This window comes from Asanoa ishikariensis (genome assembly GCF_900107455.1).
Classification (GTDB): domain Bacteria; phylum Actinomycetota; class Actinomycetes; order Mycobacteriales; family Micromonosporaceae; genus Asanoa; species Asanoa ishikariensis.
In genome coordinates this window covers 1,568,500-1,588,645 of sequence record NZ_FNQB01000003.1, presented here as the reverse complement: position 1 = coordinate 1,588,645, position 20,146 = coordinate 1,568,500, and the positions used below count along the sequence as shown (strand labels likewise).

Annotated in this window: 23 protein-coding genes; 12 read left to right on the top strand and 11 right to left on the bottom strand. The window is 69.7% G+C overall.

The genetic code is table 11. The annotated features are described in order from the left end of the window. Window positions 1-135: 135 nt before the first annotated feature. Window positions 136-3,648 (top strand): methionine synthase, encoded by a 3,513-nt coding sequence (gene metH, locus BLV39_RS31280; RefSeq protein WP_090800221.1) that lies wholly within the window; start codon window positions 136-138, stop codon window positions 3,646-3,648. Between the two features lie 243 nt (window positions 3,649-3,891). On the opposite strand, the gene BLV39_RS31275 is transcribed toward metH, so the two are convergent. The 3 genes from BLV39_RS31275 to BLV39_RS31265 all read right to left on the bottom strand — a co-directional run bounded on the left by BLV39_RS31275 (window position 3,892) and on the right by BLV39_RS31265 (window position 5,668). Further along, window positions 3,892-4,143, bottom strand: a complete 252-nt coding sequence (locus BLV39_RS31275; RefSeq protein WP_176985163.1) for a hypothetical protein — start codon at window positions 4,141-4,143, stop codon at window positions 3,892-3,894. A 254-nt stretch (window positions 4,144-4,397) separates the two neighbouring features. Beyond that, complete coding sequence (locus BLV39_RS31270; RefSeq protein WP_090800220.1) at window positions 4,398-4,916, bottom strand: hypothetical protein; 519 nt, start codon at window positions 4,914-4,916, stop codon at window positions 4,398-4,400. Window positions 4,917-4,936: 20 nt separating this feature from the next. Beyond that, on the bottom strand, window positions 4,937-5,668 hold the full coding sequence (locus BLV39_RS31265; protein WP_239083866.1) for a hypothetical protein: 732 nt from the start codon (window positions 5,666-5,668) through the stop codon (window positions 4,937-4,939). Window positions 5,669-5,871: 203 nt separating this feature from the next. On the opposite strand from BLV39_RS31265, the gene BLV39_RS31260 reads away from it, so the two are divergent. The 4 genes from BLV39_RS31260 to BLV39_RS31245 all read left to right on the top strand — a co-directional run bounded on the left by BLV39_RS31260 (window position 5,872) and on the right by BLV39_RS31245 (window position 8,554). Further along, entirely contained in the window at window positions 5,872-6,105 is a 234-nt protein-coding gene (locus tag BLV39_RS31260; protein WP_090800219.1) for a hypothetical protein, read from the top strand. Between the two features lie 256 nt (window positions 6,106-6,361). Then, the gene (locus tag BLV39_RS31255) at window positions 6,362-6,655 is read left to right on the top strand and encodes a hypothetical protein (protein ID WP_090800218.1); all 294 of its coding nucleotides are present in this window, start codon (window positions 6,362-6,364) and stop codon (window positions 6,653-6,655) included. Window positions 6,656-6,981: 326 nt separating this feature from the next. Further along, window positions 6,982-7,488, top strand: coding sequence for a hypothetical protein (locus BLV39_RS31250; protein WP_143049964.1), 507 nt, complete (start codon window positions 6,982-6,984; stop codon window positions 7,486-7,488). Window positions 7,489-7,867: 379 nt separating this feature from the next. Then, window positions 7,868-8,554, top strand: a complete 687-nt coding sequence (locus tag BLV39_RS31245) for a permease-like cell division protein FtsX (RefSeq protein WP_090800216.1) — start codon at window positions 7,868-7,870, stop codon at window positions 8,552-8,554. Here BLV39_RS31245 and BLV39_RS31240 read toward each other — a convergent pair. The 4 genes from BLV39_RS31240 to BLV39_RS31225 form a co-directional block, all read right to left on the bottom strand. Further along, complete coding sequence (locus tag BLV39_RS31240; RefSeq protein ID WP_090800215.1) at window positions 8,551-9,270, bottom strand: sulfotransferase family protein; 720 nt, start codon at window positions 9,268-9,270, stop codon at window positions 8,551-8,553. The two genes, BLV39_RS31245 and BLV39_RS31240, sit on opposite strands and share 4 nt — an antisense overlap. A gap of 44 nt (window positions 9,271-9,314) precedes the next feature. After that, on the bottom strand, window positions 9,315-9,530 hold the full coding sequence (locus tag BLV39_RS31235; RefSeq protein WP_090800214.1) for a hypothetical protein: 216 nt from the start codon (window positions 9,528-9,530) through the stop codon (window positions 9,315-9,317). 155 nt (window positions 9,531-9,685) lie between these two features. Further along, window positions 9,686-11,062, bottom strand: a complete 1,377-nt coding sequence (locus BLV39_RS31230; protein ID WP_090800213.1) for an amidohydrolase family protein — start codon at window positions 11,060-11,062, stop codon at window positions 9,686-9,688. Continuing rightward, window positions 11,059-12,252, bottom strand: a complete 1,194-nt coding sequence (locus BLV39_RS31225) for an MFS transporter (protein ID WP_176985162.1) — start codon at window positions 12,250-12,252, stop codon at window positions 11,059-11,061. The genes BLV39_RS31230 and BLV39_RS31225 overlap by 4 nt, the downstream gene beginning before the upstream one ends. 81 nt (window positions 12,253-12,333) lie before the next feature. Between BLV39_RS31225 and BLV39_RS42565 the strand changes: the two genes are divergently transcribed. After that, window positions 12,334-13,266 carry a LysR family transcriptional regulator gene (locus BLV39_RS42565; RefSeq protein WP_176985161.1) on the top strand — a complete coding sequence of 311 codons (933 nt, stop codon included), beginning with the start codon at window positions 12,334-12,336 and terminating at the stop codon, window positions 13,264-13,266. On the opposite strand, the gene sigJ is transcribed toward BLV39_RS42565, so the two are convergent. Beyond that, window positions 13,211-14,095 (bottom strand): RNA polymerase sigma factor SigJ, encoded by an 885-nt coding sequence (gene sigJ / locus BLV39_RS31210; protein ID WP_090800210.1) that lies wholly within the window; start codon window positions 14,093-14,095, stop codon window positions 13,211-13,213. The two genes, BLV39_RS42565 and sigJ, sit on opposite strands and share 56 nt — an antisense overlap. A gap of 89 nt (window positions 14,096-14,184) precedes the next feature. Between sigJ and BLV39_RS31205 the strand changes: the two genes are divergently transcribed. Beyond that, window positions 14,185-14,643, top strand: coding sequence for a nuclear transport factor 2 family protein (locus BLV39_RS31205; protein WP_090800209.1), 459 nt, complete (start codon window positions 14,185-14,187; stop codon window positions 14,641-14,643). Window positions 14,644-14,930: 287 nt separating this feature from the next. Then, on the top strand, window positions 14,931-15,299 hold the full coding sequence (locus BLV39_RS31200; protein WP_143049962.1) for a hypothetical protein: 369 nt from the start codon (window positions 14,931-14,933) through the stop codon (window positions 15,297-15,299). Between the two features lie 2 nt (window positions 15,300-15,301). On the opposite strand, the gene BLV39_RS31195 is transcribed toward BLV39_RS31200, so the two are convergent. Next, a complete protein-coding gene (locus BLV39_RS31195; protein ID WP_090800207.1) occupies window positions 15,302-16,279 on the bottom strand; it encodes a zinc-dependent alcohol dehydrogenase family protein in 978 nt (325 codons plus the stop codon). Between the two features lie 85 nt (window positions 16,280-16,364). On the opposite strand from BLV39_RS31195, the gene BLV39_RS31190 reads away from it, so the two are divergent. Continuing rightward, window positions 16,365-16,724, top strand: coding sequence for a winged helix-turn-helix transcriptional regulator (locus BLV39_RS31190; protein ID WP_090800206.1), 360 nt, complete (start codon window positions 16,365-16,367; stop codon window positions 16,722-16,724). Between the two features lie 15 nt (window positions 16,725-16,739). Here the strand turns inward: BLV39_RS31190 and BLV39_RS43250 are convergent, their stop codons facing one another. After that, window positions 16,740-17,228 (bottom strand): RICIN domain-containing protein, encoded by a 489-nt coding sequence (locus BLV39_RS43250; RefSeq protein WP_176985160.1) that lies wholly within the window; start codon window positions 17,226-17,228, stop codon window positions 16,740-16,742. Between the two features lie 118 nt (window positions 17,229-17,346). On the opposite strand from BLV39_RS43250, the gene BLV39_RS43245 reads away from it, so the two are divergent. Next, window positions 17,347-18,135: a hypothetical protein gene (locus BLV39_RS43245; RefSeq protein WP_176985159.1), complete on the top strand. Its 789-nt coding sequence runs from the start codon at window positions 17,347-17,349 to the stop codon at window positions 18,133-18,135. Window positions 18,136-18,142: 7 nt separating this feature from the next. Beyond that, window positions 18,143-18,541 carry a VOC family protein gene (locus BLV39_RS31175; RefSeq protein WP_090800865.1) on the top strand — a complete coding sequence of 133 codons (399 nt, stop codon included), beginning with the start codon at window positions 18,143-18,145 and terminating at the stop codon, window positions 18,539-18,541. Here the strand turns inward: BLV39_RS31175 and BLV39_RS31170 are convergent. Continuing rightward, entirely contained in the window at window positions 18,538-19,248 is a 711-nt protein-coding gene (locus tag BLV39_RS31170; RefSeq protein WP_090800203.1) for a neutral zinc metallopeptidase, read from the bottom strand. The genes BLV39_RS31175 and BLV39_RS31170 overlap by 4 nt on opposite strands. Window positions 19,249-19,447: 199 nt before the next feature. Here BLV39_RS31170 and BLV39_RS31165 point away from each other — a divergent pair, with 199 nt between their 5' ends. After that, a complete protein-coding gene (locus tag BLV39_RS31165; RefSeq protein WP_090800863.1) occupies window positions 19,448-20,101 on the top strand; it encodes an HAD family hydrolase in 654 nt (217 codons plus the stop codon). Window positions 20,102-20,146: the final 45 nt, after the last annotated feature.

The following is a 20,146-nucleotide window of genomic DNA, read 5'->3' as shown; positions in this document are numbered from 1 at the left end:
GCCTACGTGCACCCGCCGGCGAGGGCTCGGCGGCGCGGCGCCGGTGGGTGACAGGGAGCGACCCCGGTCACATCGGCGTACCGGTTTGGATCATCGCTTCCTACGCGAAACGGACGGACGCACTAGCCTGAGAGGGTGTCGAACTCGTTCCTTGACGCGCTCGCCGGCCGGGTACTGATCGCCGACGGCGCCATGGGCACCATGCTCCAGGCGGCCGATCTGACACTCGACGACTTCGAGGGCCACGAGGGCTGCAACGAGGTGCTCAACGTGACCCGGCCCGAGGTGGTCGGCGGGGTGCACGACGCCTATTTCACCGCCGGTGCCGACTGCGTGGAGACCAACACCTTCGGGGCCAACCTCGGCAACCTGGGGGAGTACGGGATCGAGGCGCGGATCCGTGAGCTGGCCGAGGCCGGCGCCCGGATCGCCCGTGCCTCCGCCGACCGGTTCGCCACCGCTGACCGGCCCCGGTTCGTGCTCGGCTCCATGGGTCCCGGCACCAAGCTGCCGACGCTGGGGCACGCGGCCTACCGGACTTTGCGCGACGCGTACCAGGAGAACGCCCTTGGCCTGCTGCTCGGTGGCTCGGACGCGCTGATCATCGAGACCTGCCAGGACCTGCTCCAGCTCAAGTCGGCGGTCAACGGCGCGCGCCGGGCGATGAGCGAGGCGGGACGCTCGGTGCCGATCGTGGCCCATGTGACGGTCGAGACCACCGGGACGATGCTGCTCGGAAGCGAGATCGGGGCGGCGCTGACCGCGATCGAGCCGCTCGGTGTCGACCTGATCGGGCTCAACTGCGCCACCGGGCCGGCGGAGATGACCGAACACCTGCGGTACCTGGCGCAGCACGCGCGCGTACCCCTGTCGGTGATGCCGAACGCGGGGTTGCCGCAACTGACCTCGGACGGCGCGTACTACCCGCTGACGCCCGCTGAGCTGGCCTCGGCCTTGGGTGATTTCGTGTCCTCCTATGGGGCGGCGCTGGTCGGTGGGTGCTGCGGCACGACGCCGGCCCATATCGCGGCGGTCGTCGAGGCACTGGGCGTGAACACGCCGCGGGTACGGCGGGAGGCGGACGTCGAGCCCGGGGTGTCCTCGATCTATCACCACGTGCCGTTCGCGCAGGACGCCAGCGTCCTCATGATCGGCGAGCGGACCAACGCCAACGGCTCGAAGGCGTTCCGCGAGGCGATGCTGGCCGGCGACTGGCAGGCCTGCGTGGAGCTCGCCCGCTCGCAGGCCCGCGACGGCTCGCACCTGCTCGACCTGTGCGTGGACTACGTCGGCCGGGACGGCGCGGTCGACATGAAGGAGCTGGCCGGCCGCTTCGCGACCGCGTCGACGCTGCCGATCATGCTCGACTCGACCGAGCCGGCCGTGGTGGAGGCCGGCCTGGAGATGCTCGGCGGGCGTTGCGTGGTCAACTCGGTCAACTTCGAGGACGGCGACGGACCGACCTCGCGGTACGCCCGGGTGATGCCGATCGTGCGGGAGCACGGCGCCGCCGTCGTCGCACTGCTGATCGACGAGGAGGGGCAGGCGCGCACCGCGGAGTGGAAGGTCCGGGTCGCCCGGCGGCTGATCGACGACCTGACCGGGCGGTGGGGCCTGTCGCGGTCGGACATCCTCATCGACGCGCTGACGTTCCCGATCGCTACGGGCCAGGAGGAGACGCGGCGGGACGGGATCGAGACGATCGAGGCGATCCGGTCCATCGCTTCGTCGTACCCCGGAGTGAATTTCACGCTCGGCATCTCGAACATCTCGTTCGGCCTCAACCCGGCCGCGCGGCAGGTGCTCAACTCGGTGTTCCTGCACGAGTGCGAATCCGCCGGTCTGACGAGCGCGATCGTTCACGCGAGCAAGATCCTGCCGATGTCGCGCATTCCCGAACAGCAGCGCAAGGTCGCTCTTGATCTGGTGTACGACCGTCGCGCGCCCGGCTATGACCCGGTGCAGGAGTTCATCGCGCTGTTCGAGGGCGTCGACGTGGCCTCGGCGCGGGCGTCGCGGTCGGCGGAGCTCGCTTCCCTGCCGCTGGACGAGCGGCTCAAGCGCCGGATCATCGACGGTGAGCGGGTCGGGCTCGAGGACGACCTGACCGCCGCGCTGGAGTCGCGGTCCGCCCTGGCGATCATCAACGACACGCTGCTGGACGGCATGAAGGTCGTCGGCGAGCTGTTCGGCTCCGGGCAGATGCAGTTGCCGTTCGTGCTCCAGTCGGCCGAGGTGATGAAGACCGCGGTGGCGCACCTGGAGCCGCACATCGAGAAGTCCGACGACGACCAGGGCAAGGGCCGCATCGTGCTGGCCACGGTCAAGGGCGACGTGCACGACATCGGCAAGAACCTGGTCGACATCATCCTGTCAAACAACGGGTACGAGGTCGTCAACATCGGCATCAAGCAACCCATCGCCTCGATCCTGGACGCGGCCGAGTCGAACGACGCGGACGCGATCGGCATGTCGGGCCTGCTGGTCAAGAGCACGGTGGTGATGAAGGAGAACCTCCAGGAGATGCTCTCCCGCGGTGTCGCCGGACGGTGGCCGGTCCTGTTGGGCGGCGCGGCGTTGACGCGGTCCTATGTGGAGGACGACTTGCGCTCGCTGTATTCCGGCGGCGAGGTCCATTACGCCCGCGACGCTTTCGAGGGACTGTCCTTGATGGACCGCGTGATGACGGCGCGGCGCGGCGGTGCTCCGGTGGTAGACCCCGCACGTGAGGAGGCCCTGGCGGCCCGCCGGGCCCGGCGGGAACGGCAGCGTGCTCAGGTCTCCTCCGACCTGCCGTCGCTGGAGGACGACTCGGTGCGCTCGGACGTGGCCGCATCCGTGGAGGTTCCGTCGGCGCCGTTCCTCGGCACGCGGGTGATCAAGGGCGTGCCGCTCGCGTCGTATGCGGCGCTGCTGGACGAGCGCGCCCTGTTCCTCGGCCAGTGGGGTCTGCGCGGCGCGCGGGGTGGCGGCCCGTCCTACGAGGAGCTGGTCGAGACGGAGGGCCGCCCGCGGCTGCGCTACTGGCTGGACCGCCTCGCCGCCGACCAGGTCCTCGAGGCGTCGGTGGTCTACGGCTACTTCCCGGCCCGCTCGTCGGGCAACGACCTGATGGTCCTCGCGGCCGACGGGTCGACCGAGCTGACCCGCTTCTCGTTCCCACGCCAACGCCAGGAGCGGCGGCTGTGCCTGGCCGACTTCTTCTCGTCCACATCGTCGGACGTCCTGGCCCTGCAGTTGGTCACGGTGGGCCAGCCCATCAGCGAGTACACGGCGAAACTGTTCGCCCGCAACGAGTACCGGGACTATCTGGAAGTGCACGGCCTGTCGGTCCAGTTGACGGAGGCGCTGGCCGAGTACTGGCACCAGCGGATCCGGTCGGAACTCGTCCTGCCGTCGGGGGAGACGGTGGCCGCGGCGGACCCGCCGTCGCTGGCCGGGCTGCTCCGCACGGAGTACCGGGGTTGCCGCTACGCCTTCGGCTACCCGGCGTGCCCGGACCTGGAAGACCGCGCGAAGGTCGTGGACCTGCTGGACGCGGGCCGGATCGGCGTGCACCTGTCGGAGGAGTTCCAGTTGGTCCCGGAACAGGCCACGGACGCCATCATCGTCCACCACCCAGAAGCCAACTACTTCAACGCGAAGTAGCCGCGACATGGTCTCTGACCTGCGAGGCAGCGGGATCGAGACAGGTTCGCGGCAAGGTCAGGCCGTGTCCGCGACGCAGCAGTGAGAATCCATGACGGTGTCACGCTGATCGCGGGATGAAGGCTCGCCCTCTGGCAATCTTGCCGGTTCCAATTAGCTCGTGACGGATCAGCTTCGGCTGAACGGCGACGGTTGACAGGCTCGTCGGGCACGTTCGCTCGACGGTACGAGTGGACTTCTGGCTTACATCTTTGGGTCAATCGCTGTGTACGCACGATCCAAGGTGCCTTGGTATCCATCGGTTCCGAGACCGGCGATTAGTGGCGCGAGGGTCTGCTGGACGGCCGAGAACACCTTCTGTTCGACTGGTTGGAGCTCAATCTCGCCGAGGTCATTCGCGAACTCAGCGCGGGCGATCGCCTCGTGCAGCACGACGGCTTCGGCCTGGGACATTCGCAACGTGACGGTACCTATGGACCCTTCGAGTGCTTCCATCGCACAGATGCTCCCACGAACTCGGGACGGCCCGCCGGGCGCCGCATGCGGTTCACGCACACGTCAGCTCAAGCGCACGCCTGCCGAGCAGACATGAGGACGACGCATTTGTCGGGCTCCAGTTGATCCGTTACAGATCAGGGTCGGATGATGCGTGACACGTCCGGCTAGACAATTAGTCGGGCTTGAGGTTAGCCGGTAGGTGGCCGCGTTGGGAGGCGTTGAACGGGGCTGGTCGGTCGAGGCGTTCTCGGTCAGCGGGTTAGGCGGTGGCGCCTGTAGTGCGGGCCTGGTGGACCGTACTCAAGGCCGTTCTCGTCGAGGGCGTTGAAGATTGTTACCCATGCCGGAGCGAAGTCGAAGCCGATCGCGAGGCTGCCCTCGGCCATGTCGCGTTGGCCGTCGCCGATCCACTCGAGGATTTCGATGCTGCGTAGGCTGTGGCCGGGCAGGTGTTGGAGGTCTGCCAGGGGTTCGGCGCGCCAGGCGAGGTGGAAGTAGGAGTCCTCGATCGGCCGCGCCGGGTCGACGGTGTTCCATGTGATCGAGAGGTCATCGAACTTCTGATGATCGATCTCGACCTGTTCTTCGCCGAAGTCGAACAGGACGGGCGCATCAGCGAACCACTCGTCATCGTCGAGGTCCCATACCAACCAGACCTGCTGGAGGGTTCGACCGGCCAAACCGGCAAGGCGTCGGCCATGTGCGGCGATGACGTTGTCGCGGCCGTTGAGCCAGTGCGGCTGGTAGTCCCGGATGCCGAAGCGGATCATGGCGTGAGTCTGCCATTCGGCTAACGCTGGCTCCGAGTCGTGCGCGGCGGTTCGGGCTTGCGGGCCTTAAATCGAGCGATGACTGTGGTGGTGGTGCGGGCGATCTCGGTGAGCCGTTCGTCGCCTTCGTAGACGCGGAAGGTGCGGTCGGCCGCTTCGACGGTGGCGGTGCGGCCGGCATGGACCATGCCGACGTGGATGCGTTGTCCGGCGACGACTATCGCGCCGCGGCTGCTGACCCGCCGTTCCACCCGCACCGGTTCGGGTGCGGGCTGGGGAGCCGGTCCGGCGGGCCGGGCATCGCGGATGCGGGCCACTTCGGCAGGGGTCAGCGGGTTGGGCAGGCTGCGCAACAGGACGCCGTCGTCGATGAGCTGGAGCAGGCTGTGGTCAAGGCGCATCGTTAGGCGTCGGCCGGCGAAGTGGTAGCCGACGGGGTGTTGCCGACAGGCAAGGCTGACCAAGCCGATGCCGTTGACTAGCTGGTCGACCTCGACCGGGTCGCCCGGCCGGCCGACCGGGATGGGTGGCGGCCCGGCCGGACGGGCGCCTTCGTCGAGCAGGCGGTGCAGGTGCGCCACGGTGAGGCGGGAGGGAACGGTCTTGAGTCGCGCACCGTTGGTGAGTAGGTGGACCACGGTGGTGTCGGCCCAGAACGAGGTGGTGGTGCCGGCTCGGTCTGGGCCGAGCCAGAACTGTTGGCCGCACACGGCCAGGTTCCCCGAGGCGGGCACGACGCGGGTGAACTCCACCTTCAGATCTCCACCCGTTCGAACCTGGCTCGAACGGACGTAGGGGCCTGACCTGGTTCAGCTCTGACGATTTTCCTGAGGCCCACGATTTCACGGTCGAACTTACGGTGTGGGGCGAGGATCGCGGGGAAGAGCAACTCAACCTGGCCTACGTCGTCTCGTCGCCAGCTACCCGAATCCATTGGGGTTGGTGGAGCGAACCGGTGACCAAGATTCGTGCCTGGACCCTCGCGGACATCCCATGCGGCACGATCGAAAACCCGTACTTCGACACGGACCAGGGATGGAACATTCTGGTCTGGCAGATGGATGACCAGACCTTCGTCGCGGAGGGCGACGGGGAACCGGATGAAACCTATACCAGGTGGTTCAAGGTATCCCGCGAACTGTATGAAGCTGGCTGGACATCGGCCCTTGACCGGTTGCGGGCCGTCTGAAGCGGGTTACGGCCTACGCCAGGTGGCGGCGTCACGGTAGCGCCACCAGTACAAGACGGTCAGGTCGTCCGGTCACGAGGCGAGTTGACAAAGGGTCGGTGGCGGTTCGGTGGCAGGCACCGGTATGCCTGCGCAGGCGGTAAAACCGCTGGTGAGGCTGTGTTTGGGGTTGGTTCGCACAGGCCTGGCTGGTCGAGACCCTAGGCATCGGTGGTGTGGCAAGATCACAAACCCACACCACCGCCAAGGGGACTCGATGGTTTCACCGAATCTGTCCAACAACGCGCTTGAGAAGCGGGATCGCTGGGCTGCGTTTCGTGGGCTCAGTTGGTGGCAGCTTGTCCTGTCGCTGCTGCCGCTGGTCCTCATCGCGCTCGGTGGCCTGATCGGCGGTGCCATTGGCGGCGCAGGCGCATGGTTGAACCTGAAGTTGGCGCGCAGGTCGTTGCACCCGGCGCTCAAGGCGTTGGCCATGATCGTCGTGGGGGTAGCCGCGTACGTCGTTTGGGTGGTCGTCGTCATCGCGCTCAACGCGTTTATTGACAGCTAATTCCGTCTCGTGCGGGCATATCGCCCGGTTGCCGGTGATGTCGTGCTGAGCCGACTCGCTTCTTGGATCAGCGGGCAGGTCGGTCGCGTCGTCCTCGATGGGTTGCGGGCGAGCCTTTAGCGCATGCCGTATCCAACCGCAGGTCACACGGCAAGCCGTCCACTTTGGGCGGTTACGCCTCGCCGTAACATTATTCAATGCGCAATTACCGGAGCCTGCCGCCGCGGGGTGTCGGGCGCGAAAATAGAGTCCTCTTCATGATCGCGCCGGAGTACGATTTCGCGGCAGAGTTTCCTCCACCACCACGGGCGCCCAGGGTTGTGGTCGTGTCCAGTGTGTTGCTGGGGCTCAGCGCCGTGGCCTGGATCGCGCAGGCGGTGGCGGCGGTCCAGACCCGGCTGGTGCGCCTGCAGGCACACGAGGCGGTGCCCCCGCCCGATTCGTTCACAGCCTTCACCGTGGTGTTCATCTTTGGCATCGGCTTGGTCACCGCGCTGGGCGCCCTCGCCCTCCTGGTGCTGGCACTGCTGAATCCCACCGGCCGGCAATGGGCCCGGATCGTCACCTGGATCATCGGCGGAGTCATGCTGGTGCCGGCCGGGTGCGGGTTGGCGCTGTCCCGACTCCCGGCCTCCGGCAGCGAGACACCGTCCACCATCGACTGGGACCGCATCGCCGAGGTCACCGACGAGCTGATGCCCGCCTGGGTCGAGCCCGTCGCGACGGTGTCCGGGCTGCTGGCGTCCCCCGCGTTGCTGGCCGCCGTGGTCCTGCTCGCCCTGCCGCGCTCCAACGACTTCTACCGGTCACGTCGAGCGGGGGCGTTCGCGTAACACAGGTCAGGGATCCAGTCCTAGCGTCGCTTTGTGCCGGCCACCAAAGCTCCACGTCGGTCCTGAGGGACAGCGAACGCAGCCATCGGCTTGGCAGGCGTCGATCAGACCACGGTGGCGCTGCGTCGGCCCGGGGCAATCCGGCTCGACACACGTGCCTGTGTCGTCCTCATGCAACAGCACCGTTCCCTCGCATCGCACAGGGATCGGGGTTCCGTCGGCCATGCGGCCCATTCCGCAGATCCTCCTCGGGGTCCTTCCACCCGCCAGGGGTCGGTTCAGTGGCAGTTGCGGCGGGCTGTGGGGCGGTAGCAGAAGATCATCTTCGTTATCCTCCTGAGCCATGCGCCGCGGCTTTCGTACCCTCCTCGGTCTTTGCTTGTTCGCGACCGTTCTGTCGGCCTGCGGCGACGATGCCCAGCCGTTGCCGGCTCGCGTCCTCGTCGTGCTCGACGATGAGGTCGCCACGTCGCACGCCGGGGTTGAGCAGCGCATCCGGACGATGCCGGGTGTGACGGACATCGTGTTGACCACGAAGGAGCAGGCGTACGAGGCCTACCAGCGCAACTCGTCCGACCGTCCCGAGGCGGCCAGAAATGTCAGGCCTGGCGACCTGCCGGCGTCGTTGCAGGTCACCGTCACGGACCTGTGGCACGCGGAGGCGGTGCAGTTGGCGATCGGCACGTTCGACGGTGTCCAGGACACGTCGCTCAGCGTGGGCGCCGGCGACATGACGGCGCAGGAGTGGATGGGCTTCATCGTGCCGCTGGAGGAGAGCGCCTCGCCGGGGGAGCGTGCCGCGGTCGAGCAGTTCATTCGCGGCCTGCCGGGCGTCGACACCGTCACGTTCGAGACGCCGGAGCAGACGCGCGACCGGCTGCGGGAGCGCTGTCGCGATCACGCCGAGCTGGCCGCCGCGTTCGCGCAGGTCGAGCTCGCCGACATTCCCGCGTCGTTCCGGTTCCGGCTCGAGGTCGGGCTGAAGGCGCCGCGGTTGGCGGAGCTGATGAACCTCGACGGCGTCACGCCGTATTCGTTCGTGCCCGCCGAGCTCGTCAAGGACTAGGCGTACCCCATGGCCGGGACGACGTCGCCGAGCGCGCGTTCGACACGCTCGCGGGTTGCCGGGTCGAACTGGTCGTCGCGGTTTCGCACCTTGTGGGGCTCGAACGTCGACCTGGTCGCGACGTCCTCGACTCCGAGTTGCTCGAACAAGAAGCGGCGTTGCGCGGGCCAGTCCGCTGCGAGATCCTCGGCCTTCACCTCGACGTATCGCCTGTTGCCCAAATCGGCCGTGGCCTTCCAGGCGAGCCAGCGGTCGTAGACCGGCTCGAGCCAGGCGAGCGCGCCGTCCACGGTGGGTGGTGCCCACGCCTGCTCGACGTGCGAGGCGACCACCGCGACCGGGTGACGTTTGACGTGGACGATGGTCGCCTCCGGGACGAGCTCCCAAGGGAAGTCCATGCACAGCAGGTTGAACGGTGTCTTCTCGCACCAGGTCGGCTTCCCCGCGTCGGCGGCCGCTCCGCCGAACATCGTGCCGACCGCGCGCCGGAGGATCCCGATCAGCTCCCGCCGGTCGCTGAAGTACCTCGGCAGCGCCCGCCGCAGGCTGTGCGGGGCGAACGGCCCCGCGTCCGCCGCCACGGGCAGGGACTCGTCGAACGTGGTCGCGACGAGTGCCTGCCACAGGCCGCCGACCGCGTCCCAGTAGTGCCGCTCGCCGATGGCCTGAGGAACGGTATTGCCGCGATCCCTCTCGCGCCGGCCGACCAGTCGCACGGTGAGGAGCCCCGCAGCCCGGCACCCACAACGCGATCAGCCGGTCAGGGACGGTAGAGAAGCTGGCGCAGCAGTGCGCTGACCGCCAGGATCGGGGCGAGCACGAAGGCGGCGATGCCCACCGCCCGCACAGCCGACGTGAGGCCGCCGGTGATGCCCGCGCTGACCAGCCTCGGGTAGCCGGCGATCGCTACGAACGCGACCACGAGCGCTGCTGCCGCGAGGAGCAGCAGCCCGCGCACTGACCGGCGCATCTCCATGGGTCCGAATCCTAGGGCCAGGGTGAGCGCCTACTCACCTGCGAAACGAACTGCTTGGACCGCCCGCGCGACCAGGCCGCGGCGCCCGCCGGCGGGGGATCCGGCGTGGCGTCCGCTTCTTTACTGACCTGGTCGCGCAGGCGGCGGCCTGATCCTCAGGCTGCCCAGTCCGGGCCGAGCACGCCCGCGAGGTCGGCCCGCGCGAACAGCCGGCTCCGGGACGCCTCGATCAGCGACCGGGCCTGGTCGAGAAGCGGACCGACCAGCCGACCGGACCGCTTGACCACGACGCCGTCGACCAGCACCGTGTCCACATCGGACGCGCCCGCGTTGAGCACGATCGTCGTCACCGGGTCGTTCAGAGGCGCCAGATGCGGCTGGGTCACGTCGACCAGGATGATGTCGGCGCGCTTGCCCGGCCGCAGCGTGCCGATCCGGTCCTGCATGCCCCACGCGGCCGCACCGCCGGCGGTGGCGAAGCGGAGCACGTCGCGCTGGTCGAGGTCCACGGTGGCCGGGGGCTCGTCGCGGGCCAGCGCGGCCGCGTTGGCCCGGGCGCGTTCCGCGGCCAGGGCGAGGCGCATCTCGCTGAACAGGTCCGCGCCCGAGCCGGCCACGGTGTCGGTGCCGAACGACGGGACCAGGCCGTGCTCGAGGGCGCGGCCGACGAGCGGGAACGTACCCATCGCCATCGTCATGTCGATCGTCGGGCACGGGGTCACCGCACCGCCGGTCGCCGCGATGCGGGTCAGGTCCTCGTCGCTGAACTGGGCGCCGTGCGCGTGGTGCACGTCGGGGCCGAGCAGCCCCAACTCGGAAAGCGTGTCGATGGTCCGGTACTTGAGCAGGTACCCGGGGATGCCCGAGTGGATGCTGATCGGCACGTCGAGCTCACGGGCCAGATTGAAGTCGTACTCGGTGGTCGCAGGGGTGGCGAACTCCGGGCCGCGCAGGGCCAGGCCCATGGTGACCCGCGCAAGATCGTCAGAGAGTTCAGCACGCAGACGGCGTACGTCGGAGGGGTGTCGCTCGGTGCTCTCGTGGAACCACCGCATCACGCCCTGGCCGACCGGCGGTCCATAGAGGAACACCGCGCGGATGCCCGAGTCCCGCAGCGCGCGCACGTTCTCGTCGGCGTGCTCGGGCGTCGTGACGATGTGCGACCAGTCGGCGACGGTGGTGACGCCGGAGTGCAGTGCCTTCAGGGCTCCCCACAGCACGCCCGCGTAGACGTCCGCGGGCTCGTACTTGTCGAGCAGCCCGGCCAGGACGACGCCGAAGTAGCCGCCGAGCGAGACCTTCCCGCCCGCGCCGCCGATCGCGCCCTGCCAGACGTGGCGGTGCGAGTCGACCAGGCCGGGCAGCGCCACCTTGCCGGCGGCGTCGATGACGGTCGCGCCCGGAGGGACCTCCAGGTCGGGGCCGATCGCGGTGATGACGCCGCCGTCGACGCGGATGTCCGCGTGGCGCTGGTCGCCGAGCTCGTCGTCCATGGTGACGACGTGCGCGTCGCGGATGATGGTGGTGGTCATGTCAGCTCCAGAGCAGGTTCGGGGCGGAGTCGTACGGTGCCGACCGCCACCAGGGCGGCGACGGCGATGATGGCGAAGCCGGCCATGGCGACGCGCGTGCCGGTGAGCTGGCTCGCGACGCCGAGCCCGATCACCGGCACGGTCAGGCCGGCGTAGCTGGTGACGAACAGGGTCGCGAGCGTGCCGGCCCTGCGCTCGGGCGCGCTGAGCTGCACCACGGTGGTCAGGCAGGCCCGGAAGAGCAGCCCGGCGGCGGCACCGGTGAGCGCACCGCCGATGACGAAGAGGGCGAGCGAACCCGCCCACACGCCGCCGACGACGAGGGCGAGGCCGACCGGCATGCCCACGAGGACCGTGGTCATCGCCTGGCGGGGCGGAAGCCGGCGCAAACCGATCTGCGCGACGGCGGCGGCGCCGAGCCCGACGAAGGCGACCAGCCCGGCCAGGGCGTGCGAGCGGTGGCCGAGGGTGCCGGCCACGAACGACGGGCTGAGCGCGGCGAACAGGCCGAACATCGCGAACGCGACCAGCCCGCCGAGGCAGGAGGCCAGGAACAGCTCGCGCCGGTGCGGGGCCACGGCCAACGGGCGGGCAGCGGGCCTGCCAAGCGGCGACGTGGTCTCGGGCACCACCGCCAGCAGCACGGCGGCCAGGGCGAGCACCACACCGATGGCCACGTACGGCAGGTGCAGCGGCGCCGGCGCCCATTCGGCGAGTACGCCGGACAGCAGCGGGCCGACCGCGAGGCCGCCGAGGTTGGCCGCGGTGGCGACGACCTCGGCGTGCCGCTGGTCACCGTCAGGTGCGGCCCGGCGGCGAAGCTCGATCAGGAAGGCGGTCGCGGGGCCGGACAGCAGGCCGACGGACAGGCCGGACAGCACCCGGCCGGCCAGGATGCCCGGCAGGTCCGGTGCGGCCAGGAAGACGGCGCAGGCGGCGAGCTGCACGGCGAGCGCGGCGCCGAGCAGGGTCCGCCGCCGCAGCCGCTCGGCGTGGGCGCCCGCGAAGAGCAGGCCGCTGACCACGCCGATGACGTACACAGCGAAGACAACGCTGATCATGGTGGTACCGAAATGGTCCCGGCGTTGGTAGAGGACGTAGAGCGGGGTCGGCACGGAACCGGCCGCCATGGTCGCGGCGTAGGCGCCCGCGACCAGTGCGAAGCCGGCACGGTGGGTGGTGCTGGGCATGGAACCGAGTCTGGCCAGAAGATCCATCAGGAACCAACATCAAGTTTGGATATCTCTATCGGATCTTGGAATGATGGTCGGGTGGACATCCGCAAGCTCGAGGTCTTCACCACCGTCGCCGAGGAGCGCAGCTTCACCCGCGCGGCCGAGCGGCTGCACACCGCGCAGTCCGGCGTCTCGACCGCGATCCGGGCGCTGGAGCGCGACCTCGGCGCGACCCTGCTGGACCGCACCACCCAGCACGTCGAGCTCACCGAGGCCGGCCGGGCCCTGCTGCCCGAGGCGCTGCGCATCCTGTCCGCCGTCGAGGCCGCACGGGAGACGGTCACCCAGGTCGGCCAGGGCCTGCGCGGCCGGCTGCGGCTGGGGATTCTCTACGGACTGACCCCGAGTGGCGTACGCGAGGCGCTGGCCACGTTCCGCACCGAGTTGCCCGGCGTGGAGATCTGGCTTACCGCGCCCGGCCCCCGCGGGACGCTCGACCACCTGGACCGCCTCCGCGACGGCGCACTCGACCTGGCCGTCGTGCTCACCCAGGGCCCGCTGCCCGGCATCGAGCAGCAGCTACTGGCCACCGACGAGGTGGTGCTGGCCTGCCCCGCCGACCATCCGCTGGCGGACCGGGGCTCGGTCGACCTCGCCGACCTGGCCGACGAGGCGTTCGTCGAGTTCCCGCCTGGCTGGGGTGTCCGCAGCGCGGTCGACCGGGCCTACGTGGCGGCCGGCCTGACCCGGCGGATCACCGTGCAGATGAACGACCTGGCGACGATCCTCGACCTGGTCCGGCTCGGCCTCGGCCTCGCGTTCATGCCCCGCTCGATCATCGATCAGACCGACGACCTGCGCTTTCTCGAGATTAGCGACCAGCCGCCGAGCTACCGCATCGTGATCGCGACCGTCGCCGGCCGCCCGCTGGGCCCGGTCGCCCGCCACTTCCTGCGGATCGCCGAGTCCACCCTCACGCGGTCCACGGCCGCAGCTTCTCGGGGTTCAGCACCGCCCAGACTCGCGTGATCCGGTCGTCGGCGACGTCGAACGCCATCACCATCACCGTGACGCCGTCGTGCATCGCCATCAGGCCGGGCTCGCCGTTGACCAGGCTCTCGACCAGCGTGAACTCGGCCACCCTGGCGCCCAGGCCGGCGAAGAAGCGCGCCACCTCCTCGCCGCCGACGATCGGCTGCGGCGAGGCGTTGACGAGCCCGCCCCCGTCGCCGGTCGCCGTGGCGTCGGGGTCGAGTAGGCCGACGAGCGCCGCGATGTCCTGCGCCTGCCAGGCCTGCTTGAAGTCCCGGACGAGACCGGCGCGGCGGGTGTCCGGGGTTGCGGCGTCCGCCCGGGACCCGGCGACCCGTTTGCGGGCAGAGGAGGCCAACTGCCGGCAGGCGGCGGGGGTACGGCCGACGATCTCCGCCACCTCGCCGAACGGATAGCGGAAGACGTCGTGGAGCACGAACGCCACCCGTTCCGCCGGAGTCATCGAGTCGAGCACGACGAGGAAGGCCATGCTGACCGACTCGTCGAGGGTGATGCGATCGGCCGGGTCGGCGCTGCTCGCGTTCGCCCGCCCGTCCTGGGGGAGCGGTTCGGGGAGCCACTCGCCGACGTAGCGCTCGCGCCGCACCCGGGCCGAGCGGAGCTGGTCGAGGCAGATCCGGCTGGCCACCGTGGTCAGCCAGGCGCCAGGGGACTCGACGGCCTCCTGTTGCGCGCGGGACAGGGCGTACCAGCGGGTATAGGTCTCCTGCACCGCGTCCTCGGCGTCGGCCAGGGAGCCCAGCAGCCGGTACGCGACATTGATCAGTTGCCGCCGCTCACTCATGATCTCGCTGAGGTCCGCCATCGTGGTCTCCCTTCCCTTTCCGGGTCCGACGATCCAGCGCCACGAAACGTCAGGCCTCACATCTGGCCGGCCCACTTCGTCGGACGGGTATGACTGATTTCCACGCTATCGCCGACCGGGTCGAGATCGACGCGCTGCGGGCCGAGTACACGGACGCGGGACTGCTGCGCGACTACGACCGCTTCGCCTCACTGTTCACATCGGACGGTGTGATGCGGATCCCGGACGCCGGCGTCGAACTGGTCGGGCGGGACGCCCTCCGCGCGGGCATCGAGCGGCTCCAGGGGATGTGGGAGTTCTTCCTGCAGCACACCCACGCGGGCGCCCTGTCCGTGGACGGAGACACCGCCACGGGCCGGGCGCACATGCACGAGCTCGGCCGCTTCCGCGACGGCACGTCACACGTGAACTACGCGATCTATCACGACCGCTATGCGCGTACGCCCGACGGATGGCGGTTCGCGGAGCGCACGTACGAGATCCGCTACCACGACGCCACCGCGCTGGCGGGGACCACGGGCGCCTTCTACCTGGCGGCGGCCGGGTGACGCTCAGGACCGGCGGCGCAGGAAGAACGCGGCGACCCCGGCCACGATCCCGGTCACCCCGAGACAACAGATCGCGGAGACGACGAGATGCCACGGTTTGACAGACAACACCAGAGCACCGTACCGGCCCGGCTCCCGCGACGCGGTCAGGGTCACCTACCTCGCCGCCGGCCAGTCACACTGGTCTCCCATGAAGGGGGTGTCCGTTGCGACGCTGGGGGCTGCCACTGGTCGCGCTCGCCGCCGTGGCCTGCGTGGGTTGCGGGTCCGGCGACGGGATATCGACCGTGCGAAGCGATCCCACCTTGCTCGTCCATGGCGTCCAGGGTCGATCTGACGACGCCCAGATCGACGGGTACGTCCGCTACCTCGACGACGCGGACTGTTTCGTGATCGAGGCCGCCGCCGGCGGCGGTCGCAATGTCGCCGTCTGGCCGCCGGGCACGACAGTGTGGATGGACGGCGTGGCGGTGGCCGGCGTCGACGTGCCGGACCGCGACCCCATCGCGATCGGCAGCCGGCTGACGGGCGGCGGCGGGTACGCGAACCCCGACACGACCGACCTCGACCCCCCCGAGGTGGCCGCGGACTGCCTCAGCGGCGGCGGCGAGTTCGCCTTGATCCACGCGATCTCGACCGTCACCCCACCTGGATAGGCTTAGGCGGTTACCACGATCTTTCCTGCGTGGAGGCCTTTCTCTAGGTGGCGGTGCGCCTCGACCACGTCGTCGAGGGCGAACACCTTGTCGATGACCGGCCGCAGTGCGCCGAGTCGTACACCCGCGTTCAGGAAGGCCGCCATGCGCTTCACCGCGACGGCGTCGAGGGTGTGCTCGAAGCTGCGGTAGCTGAAGATCGTCAGCGGTAGGCGCGGGAAGGGTGTGGGCCGAGGGTCCAGGAAGCCCGCGGCGACCAGTGTTCCGCCGGGGCGGGCTGCCTTCAGGAGATCCTGTTGGCCCGGACCCATGACGACGTCGAGGACGATGTCGGCGCCGGCCCCGCCGGTGTGGCGGCGGACACCTTCGACGAGGTCCTCCTGGTCAGTGGCAATGACCGCGGCGGCACCGGCGGCGAGCAGGTCGTCCTTCTTCGCGGTGTGCCGGGTGACGGCGATGGGCTCCGCGCCGATCTGGTTGGCGATCTGCATGGCCGCACGGCCGACGGCCCCGGAGGCCGCGGTGATGAGGACGTGGTCGCCGGGCCGCATCCCCGCCTTCTCGACGAGTGCGCCGTAGGCGGTGGAGTACGCGACCCAGACCGCCGCCGCTTCCACAACTCCGAGCCCGGCCGGCCGCGCGACGACCCGGCTCGCCGGGACCGTGGTGTATTCGGCATAGCTGCCCCTGACGCTCGCGTCCGGTATGGCCGTCAGGATGACCGGATCGCCGATCTCCAGCCCGGTGACCGCGGACCCCAACGCGTCGACGACGCCGGTTCCTTCGACGCCGAGGCGGGCGTGTGGCAGGGGGACAGGTGCCGGCGAGGCGCCGGAACGCATCAACTGATCGAGCGGGTTGACGGCGAATGCCTCGATCCTGACGCGCACCTCGCCGGGCGCGGGCTCGATCATCGGCTCCTCGACGACGTGCATGACCTCCGGCCCGCCGAACTCGTCGAACACGACGACTCGTGGCATGGTGACTCCTCCGCGTTTGGTGCTGGGCGTTGCTCGCGGAAGACGTTACGAAGCCCTGGGTTACCTCCTGGTACCTTCGATTTTCATGCAGAACACGGCTGGACCGGCCTTCCTCGCCGACTGCCCCACGCGCCTGGCGGTCGACATCATCTCCGACAAATGGGCCGTTCTCGTGCTCTTCGGTCTCAGCCAGCAGCCCCGGCGGCACGGTGAGCTCGTCGACCTCATCGGCGGCGTCTCACGCAAGGTCCTCACCCAGACGCTGCGCCGGCTCCAGGAGTACGGCCTGGTCGAACGCCACGCCGAAGCGCCACGGCGGGTCGAGTACCGCCTCACCGACCTGGGCCTGACCCTCGTCGAGCCCATCGAGGTCCTGACGAACTGGGCGAGAGACCATGGCGGCGCCATCGTCGACTTCCAGGAGGCGGCGGAGGCCGCCGTCTGACCTCCGCGTGGGGCTTCAGCGCCAGAGCCAGACCTGGTTGCGGCCGCCGTGGCAGGTCCACTGCACGACCGGGGCGAAGTCGACCGTGCTCCAGCCGTACACCTCGAGGCATTTGCCGCTGAACCTGTTCTGGATCAGGCCGTTGGAGCGGTTCATGTTCCATTGCTGGTTGGCGGCGCCGTGGCAGGTGAACTGGCCCACCGCCGCGCCGTCCCAGTCGCGCCAGTACATGACCTCAAGGCATTTGCCGCTGAGCTGGTTCTGGATCAGGCCCGTGCTGGTGCTGTAGTTCCACTGCTGGTTCGGCAGGCCATGGCAGGTGTACTGGCCGGCCGGGGCGAAGTCGTGCGTCCACGAGTACGGCATCTCCAGGCACTTGTCGCTGTGGCCGTTGCCGAACAGGGAACGCCCGTTCGCGGCCGACGCGGGTGCGGTGGCGGTGGCGAGGACGGCGGCCGAGACGACGATGACGGCGGCGGCCACGCGGCACAGTTTGGCGAGCACGATCCCTCCAGAGGTTCGGTGGTTGTCACCGGAACGGAGAGCCCGCCACCCGTGGTGATACGCCGACTGTCCAAACGGGGGAGTCGCCACCACTGGCGAGTCCGTACCTTGCCGTGTCATGACCTTGATCACCGCCGATCCGCCCGTGCCGCGCCCGCCGCGTCCGGTGACGGTGACCATCGCGTTCTGGCTCCAGCTCGCGGCCGTGCTGATGCTGCTCGGGCTGCTCGGGCTGATCGTGGGCCACGCCGTGTACTTCGACGAGCTCATCTCCCGCGCCGTCGAACTGGTGCCGGACGCCGATCCCGACGAGGTCAACGGGGAGCGGGTCGGCAACGTGGTCACGACGGTCATACCCGGGGTGATCATTCTCGTGGTCGCGGTGTGGCTGGCCGCGACGGCCATACCGGTCCTGCGGGGTAGCAACGTGGGGCGGATCTTCGTCTTCATCGCGGGAGGTGCCCATCTCCTGCTGTGCGCCTCGCCGTTCGTCGCCGGCGCCGCCATCATCCCGCTGTTCATCGCGAGCGGTCCGGCGTACGAGCCCGAGTACGTGCCGGAGGACATCCCGCAGGACGGCTTCCCGCCGGACGACATCTTCTGGGAGGACTCGAAGTTCTACGACACGCTCTACTCCGACACGACCCCCGCCGAGGACGCGTTCTTCGCCGGACAGGCGGCGGTCACGGTGGTCGAGGTGGTCCTCGTCCTCGCGGTCGTGGTGCTCCTCGCGGTGCCGCCGGCCTACCGCTGGTTCGTGCCACGACCGGCGTTGCAGCCACTGCCCGTCGGACCGTACGCGGGATACCCGGCCGCCCTCCCGTACGTGATCTGCCCGGACCCGTCCGTACACGTGCCACCGTCGGCAACCCCGCCCGCAACCCCGCCGGTCCCGCCGCCGGCATGATGTGGGTGTGAACCAGACGACGGGCACGCTGCACCACGTCGAGCTGTGGGTCCCCGACCTGGGCCGGGCGACCACAAGCTGGGGCTGGCTGCTGGGCGCGCTCGGCTACACGGAGTTCCAGAGCTGGCCCGCCGGCCGGAGCTGGCGGCTGGGTGCCACCTATGTGGTGGTCGAGCAGTCGAAGGCCATGTCCGCCGGCGGTCACGACAGGCTGCGGCCGGGCCTCAACCATCTCGCCTTCCACGTCGCCTCCCCGGGGGAGGTCGACGCCCTGGTCGACGAGGCGCCGAAACGCGGCTGGGTACTGCTGTTCCCGGACCGTCACCCGCACGCCGGCGGCCCGGACACCTACGCCGCCTACCTCGAGGACGAGGACGGCTTCGAGGCCGAACTGGTCGCGCCCTAGCCCTGGAGCTCGCAGGCCGACAGTGAGCGCTCGTAGCCCAGGAAGAACGACTCGGTGCGTTGTTCGGCGGTGCCGTGCGCGCCCGGTGCGAACCACGGCACGCTCGGGTCGTCGCCGACGGCGAGCAGGCCGTTCTGGAACTCGTCGAGGTCGCCCTTGTCGATCGTCAGGTCCTTGTCGCGGACCGAGTCACCCAGGTACGCGCCGGCCATGCAGTCGGCCTGCAGCTCGTGGTCGATGGTCAGCCGGTGCTCGATGCCCAGCCGGGCCTGGATCGCGTGCGCGTACTCGTGGCCGAGCAGGTAGTAGATGAACGCGTCGCCGACCTGCTGGAACGCGGCGACGGCGAAGTTCACGTCGTACGCGATGAAGTCACCGGCCGGGCAGTAGACCGCGTTCTTGGTGGGGATCGGCTCGCCGGCGCAGTCGATCTCGCCGTCGCGGGTGTAGGCGACGATCTGGTCGACCGGGCGGAACCGCTCGCCCGACTCCTCGAAGCGCGCTTTCCAGTAGCCCTCGGCGGAGCTGGCCGCGCCCTGGATGTCGCTCTCGAACTCCGCCGCGGTCATCGTGCCGTCCTCGCCGGGGCTGCCGGTCGCCGCAGGCGGGTCGGCCGACGGGTCACCTCCGGTGCCGAACCCGCAGGCGGCCGCGACCGCGCCGACGACCAGCATGGCGAGCACCCGCGTCAGAACGGGTCTGGTCATCACGGCGTCCCCTCTCGTCTCGTACGAAGCGTTTACCCGACGGGCACACCCGCCACACGGCCACCATTGTCGGCGAACCGGACAAGGCCCGGCGTGATGCGTGCCACCGCGATGCGCGTAGGTGCCAGGGCGCGAAAACATCCGGGCGATACTCGTCCTGATGACGGATCTGGTTGAGAGCGAGCACCGGCCCGCGGCGGTGCTGTTCGACATGGACGGCACGCTGCTGGACAGCGAGCGGGTCTGGGACATCGGACTCCGCGAACTGGCCTGGTCGTACGGCGGCGAGCTCTCCGACGCGGCCCGGGTCGCGATGGTCGGCGGCAGCATGGCCACCTCGATGGCGATCCTGCACAACGACATCGCCCAGCCGTGGCGCGATGCCGAGACCTCCGCGGAGTGGCTGATCACCCGGATGGCCGAGCTCTACCAGACCGAGCTGCGCTGGCAGCCCGGCGCCCGCGAGCTGCTGGACGCGGTCCATGACGCGGGGATACCGACCGCGCTGGTGACCAACACCGGCCGGCATCTCGTCGACATCGCGCTCGGGGTGATCGGCGGGCACTGGTTCGACGCCGTGGTCTGCGGCGACGAGGTGAGCGTGGGCAAGCCGGACCCCGAGCCGTACCTGATGGCCGCACGCCTGCTCGGCGTGCCGGTCGAGCGATCCGTCGCTATCGAAGACTCTCCGGTGGGCGTCACGAGCGCCCTCGCGGCGGGAGCGGCGGTGATCGCCGTTCCACACGACGCGGCGGTCGCCCCGCGCCGCGGCCTGCACATCGTGGACAGCCTGACCGCGGTCGACCTGCCGCTGCTCGCGGACCTGGCCGACCGCGCGGTCCCCACCCCCTGATCGCGGCAGGTGCCCACCGCCCGACGGCGGCGGGCACCAGCGCGG